The organism is Umezakia ovalisporum Ak1311 (assembly GCF_029891685.1).
GTDB classification, from domain to species: Bacteria; Cyanobacteriota; Cyanobacteriia; order Cyanobacteriales; family Nostocaceae; genus Umezakia; species Umezakia ovalisporum.
The window spans coordinates 51,367-63,695 of record NZ_JANQDJ010000063.1 but is presented as its reverse complement, the minus strand read 5'-3'; the positions used below and the strand labels follow the sequence as shown (position 1 = coordinate 63,695).

Annotated in this window: 13 protein-coding genes and 1 pseudogene; 7 read left to right on the top strand and 7 right to left on the bottom strand. The window is 41.7% G+C overall.

Going from position 1 to position 12,329, the window contains the following annotated elements:
- The first annotated feature begins 90 nt into the window (after positions 1-90).
- The 3 genes from NWP25_RS11735 to NWP25_RS11725 all read left to right on the top strand — a co-directional run bounded on the left by NWP25_RS11735 (position 91) and on the right by NWP25_RS11725 (position 3,512).
- Positions 91-1,536: a sensor histidine kinase gene (locus NWP25_RS11735; protein ID WP_280651663.1), complete on the top strand. Its 1,446-nt coding sequence runs from the start codon at positions 91-93 to the stop codon at positions 1,534-1,536.
- Between the two features lie 359 nt (positions 1,537-1,895).
- On the top strand, positions 1,896-2,723 hold the full coding sequence (locus NWP25_RS11730) for a hypothetical protein (RefSeq protein WP_280651664.1): 828 nt from the start codon (positions 1,896-1,898) through the stop codon (positions 2,721-2,723).
- Positions 2,724-2,915: 192 nt separating this feature from the next.
- Positions 2,916-3,512 (top strand): glyoxalase-like domain protein, encoded by a 597-nt coding sequence (locus NWP25_RS11725; RefSeq protein WP_280651665.1) that lies wholly within the window; start codon positions 2,916-2,918, stop codon positions 3,510-3,512.
- Positions 3,513-3,754: 242 nt separating this feature from the next.
- Here the strand turns inward: NWP25_RS11725 and NWP25_RS11720 are convergent, their stop codons facing one another.
- From NWP25_RS11720 to NWP25_RS11700, 5 genes are all read right to left on the bottom strand, one after another.
- The gene (locus NWP25_RS11720) at positions 3,755-3,907 is read right to left on the bottom strand and encodes a helix-turn-helix domain-containing protein (RefSeq protein WP_280651738.1); all 153 of its coding nucleotides are present in this window, start codon (positions 3,905-3,907) and stop codon (positions 3,755-3,757) included.
- 128 nt (positions 3,908-4,035) lie between these two features.
- Positions 4,036-5,553 (bottom strand): lysine--tRNA ligase, encoded by a 1,518-nt coding sequence (gene lysS / locus NWP25_RS11715; protein ID WP_280651666.1) that lies wholly within the window; start codon positions 5,551-5,553, stop codon positions 4,036-4,038.
- 372 nt (positions 5,554-5,925) lie between these two features.
- Entirely contained in the window at positions 5,926-6,027 is a 102-nt protein-coding gene (locus NWP25_RS11710; protein ID WP_280651739.1) for a zinc ribbon domain-containing protein, read from the bottom strand.
- A gap of 168 nt (positions 6,028-6,195) precedes the next feature.
- Positions 6,196-6,624 (bottom strand): hypothetical protein, encoded by a 429-nt coding sequence (locus NWP25_RS11705; protein WP_280651667.1) that lies wholly within the window; start codon positions 6,622-6,624, stop codon positions 6,196-6,198.
- Between the two features lie 38 nt (positions 6,625-6,662).
- A complete protein-coding gene (locus tag NWP25_RS11700; RefSeq protein WP_280651668.1) occupies positions 6,663-7,643 on the bottom strand; it encodes a M48 family metallopeptidase in 981 nt (326 codons plus the stop codon).
- A gap of 117 nt (positions 7,644-7,760) precedes the next feature.
- Between NWP25_RS11700 and NWP25_RS11695 the strand changes: the two genes are divergently transcribed.
- The 3 genes from NWP25_RS11695 (at position 7,761) to NWP25_RS11685 (ending at position 10,882) form a co-directional block, all read left to right on the top strand.
- Entirely contained in the window at positions 7,761-9,320 is a 1,560-nt protein-coding gene (locus NWP25_RS11695; protein ID WP_280699465.1) for an ATP-dependent DNA helicase, read from the top strand.
- A gap of 107 nt (positions 9,321-9,427) precedes the next feature.
- Positions 9,428-9,643, top strand: a complete 216-nt coding sequence (locus tag NWP25_RS11690) for a DUF2839 domain-containing protein (RefSeq protein ID WP_280651670.1) — start codon at positions 9,428-9,430, stop codon at positions 9,641-9,643.
- A gap of 894 nt (positions 9,644-10,537) precedes the next feature.
- Entirely contained in the window at positions 10,538-10,882 is a 345-nt protein-coding gene (locus tag NWP25_RS11685; RefSeq protein ID WP_280651671.1) for a DUF1815 family protein, read from the top strand.
- Positions 10,883-10,890: 8 nt separating this feature from the next.
- Here the strand turns inward: NWP25_RS11685 and NWP25_RS11680 are convergent.
- Positions 10,891-11,058 (bottom strand): annotated as a pseudogene (locus tag NWP25_RS11680) (transposase); the annotation flags it as partial.
- A 205-nt stretch (positions 11,059-11,263) separates the two neighbouring features.
- Here NWP25_RS11680 and NWP25_RS11675 point away from each other — a divergent pair.
- The gene (locus NWP25_RS11675) at positions 11,264-11,764 is read left to right on the top strand and encodes an acyl-CoA thioesterase (protein ID WP_280651672.1); all 501 of its coding nucleotides are present in this window, start codon (positions 11,264-11,266) and stop codon (positions 11,762-11,764) included.
- Between the two features lie 188 nt (positions 11,765-11,952).
- Here NWP25_RS11675 and NWP25_RS11670 read toward each other — a convergent pair whose 3' ends face one another.
- The gene (locus NWP25_RS11670) at positions 11,953-12,138 is read right to left on the bottom strand and encodes a hypothetical protein (RefSeq protein ID WP_280651673.1); all 186 of its coding nucleotides are present in this window, start codon (positions 12,136-12,138) and stop codon (positions 11,953-11,955) included.
- Between the last annotated feature and the right edge of the window lie 191 nt (positions 12,139-12,329).

The following is a 12,329-nucleotide window of genomic DNA, read 5'->3' as shown; positions in this document are numbered from 1 at the left end:
GAGGGAAACTTTAAAGTTACATTTAGCTATGGTGATTACCCATAAAGTGCTTAACAATCTTGAAGCCAGCAAATTTTTCCCTATTTTTCCATGTTTCAAGCTACTCGTCGCCGTCTTGCTCTTTGGTACACTGCTATAACCGCGGTGTTGCTTTTACTATTCGCCAGTGGTGTATATTTATATGTCCGCAGTACATTAATTGAGCGAGTTGATGATACTCTCAACCACGTAGTGGAAATTATCCAGCGATCGCTTGTGATTTCCCCTGTTCATGGGGATGCTGAACAATTTCAAATTAATGTAGAAGCAAGTTTTCGTAATAATGCCAGCACCGTAGACGATGACCACATCGACTTAGAATGGTTTAGTCCCAATGGCAAATTACTTTGGTCAACCCTATCGGAACCTTTGAATATTCCCATTCATGGGAACCATCTCGGTGAAACCGTCCGCGTAGTTAAACAAGAAAGACTCGAAGATGGGGAAAAATTGGACTCACCACTCAGTACCGAGTATTCACCAATCTTGTTAAGACAAGTTACCCAGCGAGTGGAAGTGGGACGGCAAGTATTAGGATATTTGCGTGTTAGCCATCCTTGGTTTGAAGTCACTAAACCTAGTCGCCAGTTGATTATTGATTTGGCCTTAGGTATTTGGTTCATGGTTCTGTCAGTAGCTGCAAGTGGTTGGTTTCTTTCAGGCAAAGCCATGGAACCGGTGGACGAATCTTACCACCGTCTCAAACAATTTACTGCTGATGCTTCTCACGAACTCCGCAGTCCGATTACCTTGATTCAAACTAATGTGCAAGTTGCTCTTGCTGATTTAGAATTAGCCGAAACAGAAGCCACGGCTTTTGCCAACTATCGCCAACAGTTAAAGGTGGTGGAACGGCTAACCCAACGCTTAGGTAAACTAGTCGATGATTTATTATTTTTGGCAAGACAGGATAGTGGTATCAGCAAGGATATTTTTTCGTCTTGTTCTTTAGACGCTTTGCTGATGGAAGTAGTTGAAGAACAACAATTATTAGCTAAAGAAAAAAAAATTACTTTAACTCTTGATTTGGTTGATCCTCCCGTTGGGGAAGCGCTCCCCCAATTCTTAGACAACTGGTTTACACTTCAGGGCAAATGGGATCAGTTAGTCCGACTGTTCACAAATTTGATTAGCAACGCATTACAGTATACACCCTCCCCAGGAGAGGTGCATATACAATTGGCGCGTCTGGAGGGAAGCAGTCGTGTTTCTAAAATTCGTTCCAGCACAGCTTTATTACAAATTAAAGTCAGCGATACCGGAATCGGCATTCCAGCCGAAGCTTTACCGCGCTTATTTGACCGTTTTTATCGAGTAGATCCAGCACGTACCCATAAGACAGCAAAGACAACTACTGAGAGTTCCACAGGTTCAGGATTGGGATTAGCCATCGCTGCGGCAATTGTTGAACATCATCAAGGTCAACTGCACGTTGAAAGCAATATTGGCAAAGGTACAACTTTTACCATCACTTTACCAATCACTCTTGAGTTTTAAATTGATTGTTCATAATCCTTCAGGGATTAAAAATTGGGGAAACACCCCGGCAAAAACACCATTTACACCTTATTTTATCAAGCACACCTGGGTGAAGTTTATTTATACTTATTTGTATATAAAATAATTAATATTTATTAAATAACCTCATCCTTGAGATTGAAATATTCCTCTCATTTGGTTTTTATTTCGCTCCTATAGTTAGATTAAAAAATTAGAATTAATTGTTAATTTAGACTTGTTCACTATTTGCCATAAGTTAAATTTTGCCAGTTTTTGATGTTATTTATAAAAATAACTAATTTTAAAATTTGCAATATTTTTTACTCCAATAAAAATTCAGACTCAGGGAGTTAATTATGAAAAGAAATACCCGAAATTTTCTCAAGTATGCTGGGTTATTCAGCATTATTTCCGGTGGATTACTCATTACCAGCCCTGCAATTTCTCCCAGAGCAGTGGCACAGCAACCTGTTTCCCAGATTAACCCTTGTCCTCGTATTTACTACGAAGAACCACACAACAACAGGGTTTTAGTGCCACAGGGATGCCCTCCCAATGCCCTGACCCGCAGATTAGAAGCCCAAGGGCAGCTTCCAGCACCCATCGTCCCTACTACCCCCGCACCTGCTCAGATACCCCTTGGTGTCGGGGGTGAAGCACCAGATTCAAGGACTCTGGTAATGAATCCCTGCCCTCGTATTTACTACGAAGAACCATTTAACAGTAGAAATGTTGTACCTCAAGGATGCCCACCAAATGCTCGAACCCAACAACTGATTTCACAAGGGATTCCCCCCAGTCAAGCTGTATCAGCCCCCCCACCTGTGAACGTGATCCAACCACCTCTACCGGAACAACAGCAACCACCCAGCGCCAAGATTGCCCTTGCCAATGGTAGGGTTGATATCCGTTTAGTAAACGATACTGGGGCTGAAGTTACTTATCAAGTAGTTGGTGATACACCTGCGCGATCGCTTGAAGGTAAATCAAATACCATGCTGCGAGATTTAAACGCACCAGTAACTATGACATTCTTCCGTGAAGATGGCGGATTGCTTCAGGTGACTCCCCAACCCTCTGAAAAAACAGGGATGATGGTGGTGAAATTAAATGAAACAACTAATTTAGAGGAGGATACAAAAACAGTGCAAATTCAAGAGGACGGTAAAGTGTTCTTGAATTAAAACCCGGTTGATATGAATTAGCCAATGTTGGATGAGAATGTGCTGTGCTTATCTGCATACAAGCCAGGTTGTGTACTGTTAGTTGCTCAAACTCACACCAGTTTAGTATTGATAAATTAAGAACAAGGACTTAAATTTAGTTCTATCGACAATAATAAAAGCAGCTCCCCCACATAATCTTTTGGTTTGTTCATGGTTACAGCAGCTAATGTGATGGGTTTCTTATTCACACCTTTGACTTTAAATTCTTTTTTGCTTTCCCTGCCCTTGGATAGCTTATTCTCCACCCAAGGTATCATGGTGATGTTGCTGGCAGCTTATGCTGGTGCTATGTGGATGTTCCTCACCAGCGCCCCAAAAGTATACACCATAATGGTGTCTGACTTGGAAATTGCCCGACAGTTGTATGAAGGGCTGCTACATTTGCCAGCTGCCGAAGTGCCTTTGCACTACTACTACAACTACGAACAAACTTTAGGCGCCACTGGGATTGATCCACTATACATGTCTACTAGTCCCAGCTGGTCTAGCAAGGTCATGAATAATGCTAGTAATGGGCTTTGGTATCAGATCAAAAAAAATACCCAGTTACACGTAATTACAGGGGCTAGCTTGGGGCACAAAAATCAGCAACGTCACGTTTGTTTTGACCGCGACTGCTTGGATATGATTTTATTGCGGGTGGAAATGCGTGGTTTAAAATTAAAAATTCGCAACCACAAGCCCCTCAATTTTTTGGTTAAGGACTATGAAGGACGCATTATCGAAATAGCCGAAGTAGCAAATTAGTTATGAGCTTTTAGTTAATTTAGTCGAATTACAAGAATTGACACTCTCCGGGCTAAAGCCACGGAGATTCTACATTCAACGTCAGAATTTGCTCTAGCAGGTTTTCACCAACTAAAGTCTTGACTCCAACTCCTGTAGCGTTAATATTCCTGACCGCAGGCCACAGGAACCGGCATTCCCTACCCCGTTTTTTGCTAAATTTTCGCAGCTCACACCCAAAACTACATTTATGGGGCTGTGGATTAGTTAGTTAATACAATTGTGTTAACCTTTGCTTTTTTTGGTGAGTCCATCCAGTAACCAATAGCTTTGTTTCTTACAAAGCGACTTGTCCTAATTGCTTCATTAAGAGCTTGTTTTTGGCTTTGATTGCACTTAACTTTGTACTCTAACACCAGCAACACTTGTATCACCTCCTAAGTGGCTGATTTTCGGTTTCTTTTAAGTCAGAAAAATGGTGTGTTAGACATAGCCTAAACACACCTTCATATTTGTATATAATCGCCAATATTGATTAACTTGGTTATTCTGAGGATGATTCAGATTTTTCTGGCTTAAGTAAGGGAAAGGCGATCACATCCCGAATGCTGGGAGAATCAGTTAATAACATCACCAACCGATCAATCCCAATACCTAAACCACCTGTAGGGGGCATTCCATATTCCAAAGCTGTGAGGAAATCTTCATCAACGCCTTGGGCCTCTAAGTCCCCCGCAGCTTTGCGAGCAGCTTGGGCCTCTAAACGTTCTCTTTGATCCACAGGATCTGTCAATTCTGAGAAGCTGTTACCAGTTTCTCGCCCCACGATAAATAACTCAAATCTTTCCACCAAACCAGGGTGAGAGCGATGAGGTTTAGCCAGGGGTGAAATTTCTACTGGATAGTCAATCACAAAGGTAGGCTGAATTAATTTTTCTTCTACCTTTTGTTCAAAAGCTTCATTCAACAATTTGCCAATTGACTGTACATCTTCAATACCTTGCACCCCTGCATTTTTACTAGCTGCTTTAGCTTCTGCCAAGGTTGTGAAAGAATAGAAATCCAACCCTGTATACTCTTTAACTAAATCATGCATCGTCACTCGTCGCCAAGGTGGTGATAAATCTATGGGCGTACCTTGGTAAATTATTTGCAGTGTGCCGAGTATCTCTTGGGTAACAGTGGTAATAATTCCCTCTGTTAGCGCCATCATATCCTGATAGTCCGCATAGGCTTGGTAAACCTCAATGGAGGTAAATTCCGGATTGTGGCGAGTAGATACTCCCTCATTGCGAAAAATTCGTCCTAGTTCAAATACCTTTTCAAAACCACCCACAATCAACCGTTTTAAATGAAGTTCTGTAGCAATTCGCAGATACAACTCCATTTCTAAAGTGTTGTGGTACGTAATAAACGGACGCGCGTCAGCACCGCCGGCTTCACTTTGCAAAACGGGAGTTTCAATTTCCAGAAAATCCCGTTCCGACAAATAGCGGCGAATACCCGCAGTAATTTGGGCGCGACGGCGGAAAGTTTGCCGCACTTCGGGGTTGACAATCAAATCAACGTAGCGCTGACGGTAGCGTTTGGCAACATCCGTTAAACCATGCCACTTGTCCGGTAGAGGTAATAGTGATTTTGTGAGGATGGTGTATTCTCTGACGTAGACAGATAATTCGCCCTTTTCAGTCCGTTTAATTGTGCCTTTGGCTCCGAGAATGTCACCTGCATCTGTAAGTTGTTTGAGGTGAGTGAAAGCATCGGTATCAACAGATGCCATGCATTCTTGGATGTGATTTTTCTCTAAATAAAGTTGAATAGTGCCAGTTTCATCTTGTAGGGTGAAGAAAGCCAATTTACCGAAAACACGACGCGCCATAATGCGTCCAGCAACGGCAATATCTAAATCAATTTGTTCACCACTGGGTAAATCGGCAAATTTTGCCTGCAATTCTGCTGTTTTATGAGTGGATTCCCAACGGTAGGCATAGGGATTAGCTCCTAGCTGTTTAAGTTGGTTGACTTTTTCCAGTCTAGTGGCACGGATATCTTCTTCAGACATGGTAACGAACTAAATAGGGCAAGATACATTTTGACACTCTCACCGATAAAACTGCTTTTGCATCGGGAGATTCTTGCTATGGCTCACGCCACGCTAGGCTATCATCGGGTTTGTCCGGTTGTAGGTCATGTCTGTCCTCAAACCCAGTCCAGATTCCCCTTCACAAGCATCTTTTTAAAATCCACTGGCCGTGGGACAGCAGATACAAAAAATACTGAAATATGTTTCCACTTCTCATTCACAAACTGTGTCGCCGTTATATAAAACCTAGTCAAATCTACTTTGAGCTTTGTTTACTTCCTGGTTCATGTTGGAAGTATCGGCAATATCTAGTCCACAGGCTAACAAAGTCAATCTGACCACTTTTTGACTTCAATTAATGGCAGCACTTAAATCTCTGTCACACTCAAAGCCACAGTTTTGACATTGAAACAACCTTTCGCCGGAGCAATTTGTTTGGCTAGAACCACCAATCTTGCCCCACTTGCTACAACTAGGTGCGTTTGCCTCATGATTTTAACATCTGTTTCGTTGTGCCTCAATTTATTTTATTGGCCGTAATTGATGAGCTATCCACTAATAAGAGTATCTCTGTGCCAATTTATATTAGCGAAAAAGTGTCAGTAGCAACCAATGAAAACTTTATTCCTGCCCTCTTTGTAGTGAATGCCGAGATGAAGTAGCCTGGATTTTCAGGTTAGTCCATTGGATTATGGCATTGATGAGGTCTTTTTGTTCTGGTGGTAAGTTTAGCTTTTCTAAACCCTGATTTATGTCATTACCAGAGCGCATATTCTCAGCTAGTTTGGCTCGCTGGGATGAATTTAATACCGCGCTTATTTCTTTATTTCTCCTTTGGCGCACCGCTTGGAGTTGTTGCTGCTGTTGGGGTGTGAGGTTAGTATCTGAAAATAAGCTAGATTCAGCATTTGTATTGCTAAATTGGCTAATAATAATCCTGGGAATAGGATTGATTTGAACTGGTGCAGCCAAGGCAATTCCCGGAATCAAAATTACAAAAGCCAAAATATTAGCGAATACTGATAGATGTTTTATAAGCTTAATTGCCATATTCAGAAACGCCATTTGAATAGATTGCTGGAAATTTGTCATGGGTTGTCATTGAAGTTGTCAGACTTTTTAATTTTGTTAATTTGTTGTTGCAATTCTTCAATTTGCCGTCGCAAAGTTTCTGCTTCCTGAGAGGCGGTTTGAGCAGTAATATCTACCGCACCTGATGCAGGGGACTGCTGATAATTTCCTTGGCGAATTTGCTGGTATTGTTCTGATACAGACCACTCCTGTAAATAACGTAAGCGTTCTACTGGGAAAGGATGGCCCAACATCATGCCTTGAGCGCCATTGTAGAGCAAGAATTTATAAACCTGATTCATTCCATTTTCGTCTAGTGAATGATAATTTTCTGACTGTTTAATAAATTCCTGTAAGCTGCATTCATGAGCATATTTAATACTACCGCCAGAAACTTTCATCATGGATGACATGACCGTGTTTAAGTCATCTATCACTAACAAAGCAGCGCGGTCTGCCGTTAATTCAGCTTTGCGTCGCCATTCAAAAAAGGCATAAATCAAAGCTTGAGAGACGAAATTGCCGATACCGAAGGTCATTTCGCCCAGGGCGGAAGCCGCGCTCATCGCCCACATGGCCATTTGAATTAAAATGGTATGACCACACTTAATATGCCCTAGTTCATGGGCTAACACTGCCCGAATCTCCCCTTGGTCGAGTAAATCTAGTATCCCTGTATTTATGAGAATGTAAGGATTCTCTTGCCCAAGGGCATAGCTATTTGCTTCGGGATTCTGCGCGACAAACAGTGTCGGTTCTGGGTAAATGTCCAAATCCCGGACACATTCGCGGAACATCTGGTAAATAGTGGAATATTGACGTGGGCCTACTTGGATGGCATTACCCATGAGATAGACTAACTGAGGGCGTTCGTAGACAAATTCCACAAATTTACGAGCTATTAAATTAAATCCCGGTAAATTTCGTAAAGCTTCCTCGGCTTGGCGATCCAGTGGATGCCTGAAGGCTTCGCTGGAAATTCCTTTGTAAGTTGGCATAATTGAGGGTAATGGTTAATTAGTTATGGGTCTTTAGTAGTTGCTAATGACTAATGACAAGATAATAGAAATGCGGCTATTGGAATTAGAAATTACTTTGTATGGGATGAAAAGCTGGTGATTGAGGCTGAAGTTCATTTGTCACTACATAACTTCCTGCGATCGCAGGCGGGGTTTCCTTCCTGGCCGCATCATTTAACTATGGCAAGGTTGGTAGCACGCGCCTTGCGTGTAGGACGCAGCGCCTTAATTCAAGTCGGGGCAGTTTCTGGCTATCAAGGTCGGTATCGCACTAGTTTTGTGGCATCGGCTTTAATGTGGCATGGCCCCGTGATTATCGTCGCTCCAGAAGCAGTACAGCAACGTCTACTCCAAGTGGAAATTCCCCGTCTTCAGCCATGGCTACAAGCTAATAAACCCATCCGGACTGGTGAAGTTTGGCCTGGCTCTGATTTTCAAGGAATACTTCTCACCTCCCCTGAAGCTTGGTTAAAAGCGCAGTTCACATCCACTGATAATTTTCCCCCAGGCATTCCCACAATTATTGATGGGGTAGATGATTTAGAAGATTGGGTACGTGATCAGCTTACCCAAGTTATTCAACCTCACGACTGGGATCAACTGATATTGGCTTGCCCTAATCAAGCGGAAATAATTCGCTCTGCACGGGCACAACTGACACATGAACTATTTCAGCACCCAGCTAATCCTTATGACTGCTATCTAATGTCTTTGACAGAAATAGATATTTTGGGTGATTTACATTCACAACTGAAATCAGTATCAATCTTACCAGATGCCTGGAAAAATTTCTGGCAGGAATTTCAATTGAGTAATGAAAATGTCCCCGCCTCATGTACCTCTCCTCTTTTCTGGGCAACCATTACCCGTCGTCAAGGATTATTTTCTTTACACTATGCTCCCACTGAATTAGGAAACAGTCTCGCGCCCATTTGGCAAAGACAACCAGTGGTATTGATTGGTAGCGCCCTGGAACCGGAAACTGAAGCGCCATTGTTTCGTCAACGTTTGGGTTTACATGAAGTAACTTGCTTGAAATTCTCCAATGATACTCAAGGGTCAGCAATTCAACTGTATGTACCCCATAAATTACCTCTACCAAATACCCCAGAATTTCAAGCAGCATTTATTCACAAAGTCCGGACGTTGATTTGTCTGAGCGCTACAGCTTTAGGTTTGACCGTGGTATTAGTGGGAGATGTCCCACTTAAGGCTCAAGTAGGTGCTATTCTCGCTTCAGAGTTTGGTTCACGGGTGCGGGTGGAAAAAACTTGTTTGGATGAAAATGGAATCTTGGTCAGTGGGTGGGAATTTTGGCGATCGCATCAAACTGTTTTGCCTGGCCCTCATCTGTTAATTATTGCGACTTTACCGTTACCATCTTTGGAAAATCCCCTCGTGGCTGGTAGAGTGGCTTATTACAAGCGATCACATCAAGATTGGTTTCGTTTATTTTTGTTACCAGCTGCTTTGAATGAACTACAACGAGCCATAGCGCCAGTACGACAAAGTCACGGTATTGTGGCTTTACTTGACAGTCGTGTAGTGAATCGCAGCTATGGCGCTCAAGTGTTGGCTGTCCTCAGTCCTCTAGCACGGATTAACTATCTTGATCCCAGTCTTTTTTCCCATCCTAGTGATGAAGATTCTACCTAGCTAAGTATTTACGTTTTGTCAATTACCTCGCGCTCATGTCATGGCAAGCGCTATCATCAATCTTGGTGTAAGTATCTTAAAACCTGATTGAATTTAGATTGCTGATTATGGGTGAAGCAAAGCGTCGTAAAGCTACACTTGGGGAAAAGTACGGCCAAGAAACTCGCATCTTGCCTTGGCTTCCTATCACCAAAACTCAATCTGAACAGTTTATGAAGTGGACTACTCGTGGAACCTGGTTCTGTATTGGTGCTATGGTGGTAGCTTGGATAACTATCCGTTTTATCGGTCCAGCTTTTGGTTGGTGGCAAGTAGTTTCTTAAAATACCCACCGCCATACTCAAAGCATCGGCTGTGGCGGTGGTTTCCAGTTTCGCCATGAAAAGTGACCAATACAAAAGTTTGTCAAAATTTATATCATTTGGATTTGCTCTGCTCAATATGTTTCTTATGTAGCCAATACAACCCTTTTTGCTCATGCCAGACTAAATTTTAGGTTTCTGGGCAGATGTTGCAGCACAACCCCCACAATGACAAAATAGTGGCAAAATGGCAACATACCTATTCCATGTTCAGTTATTCTCAGTGTTAAGCCATGGGTATTTAGGATACGTATTTGGTACTGTTGTGGAAATCACTTAAACATATCTTAACTATTCCTCCCCCATTGCCCACAGTCCCGAATCCCAAACCTAAATTTATCCACCAAAGTCTATATCTTTAGGAGGACTTGACTTTATATACCCAACAATTAAACACAACAGTGCTAAATTTTCCTTAAGGGAAACATAGGTTGACAACGCCAAAAAGAACCTAAAGCCCTCCCGTCTCAAGACCGGGAGATTCTTGCCTGAATGAGTCTATTGATATTAGACTGTATAAGTCACACAAAAATAATATCCGTAACTTTTCCGTTGTTTACCAATACCAAATTTGCGTTACTCTTAAAGCCGAATCATTACAGTTAAGCATTTAATCAGACAAAAATACATGAGAAAAACTTGACCTCATACAAGCTGTCTGATAAGACTAACTCATAAATTGAATAACTTGATACGGCAGACTGAATATTTATCTAATAACCTGAGCTAGGTAGCGAATTAACGATTTCATGAAGTTTTGGTAAATGTAATGGATAGTTTACAATACCAGTGGATGAAAAAATCTAAAAAAAATATAAAAGAAACTAAAATCACTGTGGTGTGTGGAGGAAAAACGTGTTTCTGAGACTAGCTTATCAACACCGACAATTCGTTCAAGACTTGGTAATGAACCTACAAGCCTTGGCAATCGTGTTAGAACGACGTGGATATCCTGCGTCCTGTTACACCTGTGGTGACCAAATGAATAGTGCTTCGTTTATGGTTAGCTTGGGGGACAATCACTTGATTCGATTCTTGGTATCCGATTACGGGATTACTTGGACAGAAATGCGAGATGACCGTGAGTTAATGAAGTTAGAGGGTGCAGAGGCAATTAGTCAGCTACAAGAGCTGGCTAATCTTGTCAAACAATCTACACCAGGTACTTCAAGTAACAAAACCCTAGCTAAAAAGTTTTAGGAATTGCCTTATGCGATGGGGTACTTCAGTCGAACCATGATGCGAATCATGGCGACATAGATGAGTGTCTCGGAAGTTTGAGGTGGTCGTTCATAATTTTTGCTTAAACACCGAGACAAATTCAGCCAGCCAAAGGTACGCTCCACAACCCAACGTTTAGGTAAATGGAAAAAACTCCTTTTCTTTGCGGAAGGCAGTGGCTTCAGATATGAGGGTAGCAAAAGTTTAGAATCCCCTCCCCTTTAGGCAGTGGAAATGTGAATATAAAGTTATTTGCTTTACTCATTCCAGATCCATCACCTGTTTTAAGCGCGTTAATTAGAACGTTATGAGAGAATTCTTTCAGATGTGGAAAATTCATAGCTGTTAAGAGACTCAAAAATGTCGGAAAAACAACCAAGTTCAACACAATTACCACCAACCAGCGCCATTGATATTCCATCGCACCAGGAATTTGAAAGTTGGTTTGAGTATCCGGTCAGAGTGCAACCCCATCATACTGACTATGGAGGTATTGTCTGGCATGGTGCTTACATTGCCTGGATGGAAGAAGCACGGGTAGAATGTTTGCGATCCATAGGTATTGAATTTGCTGATTTAGTAGCAGTAGGCTGTGATTTACCGGTTGTAGAACTTTCCGTGCGTTATCACCGTACAATTAAGTTAGGAATGGCAGTGATTGTCAAAACACGCATGACTGAAGTCACTGGTGTCCGCATGAACTGGGATTATGGAATTGTCTCAACTGATGGACAGCAGTTGTACACCACTGCTAAGGTGACATTAGTAGCATTGGATCGGGAAAGAGGTAAGGTCATGCGTCAGCTACCTACAAATGTCAAAGACGCCTTAGCCAGGATTTCTGGAATACACAATAATTAACAAAAAAAAGATGAAGAATGCAGATGCTTTGTAAACAGTTTAATATGGGTTTGCTTTGAGATTGTGTTCTTCATCCTGGGCTTTATTTTCATCTAGTTATGGACAAACAAGACCCCGGTCTGCTCCAAAAACAGCTATACCCCAGGGCTTGAGAGTAGTTATTTTGTACAGAGGCCATTAATTTTGTCTCACTTGGGGGAAATTGTTTGCGCAAAGTGCATAATCTGACTCCAAATATCTTCAGGTGTAATTCCAAAACCAATATTTAATAGAACCAATATCGCTGCAATTGTTAAGGCATTCTTCAAAGTAGTTTTCAGAATTTTAAACAATATCACAAATACTATCCAAGCAATGACTAGCGTAGGAATCATTAATATAAATTCCTCAAAAATGTCTGTTATTTAAGGGTTACAGTAAATACTTATGGATTCAAAAATTACTGTTGTTGAGTTAGTAGCACCCAAGTTATGATTAGCAGCCGCCACTTGCCACTAAGTTTGCGGAAATTGCTTCCCATTATTAACCAGTTATTCTACCCTAAAATTTATGGATTTTTTGTAAA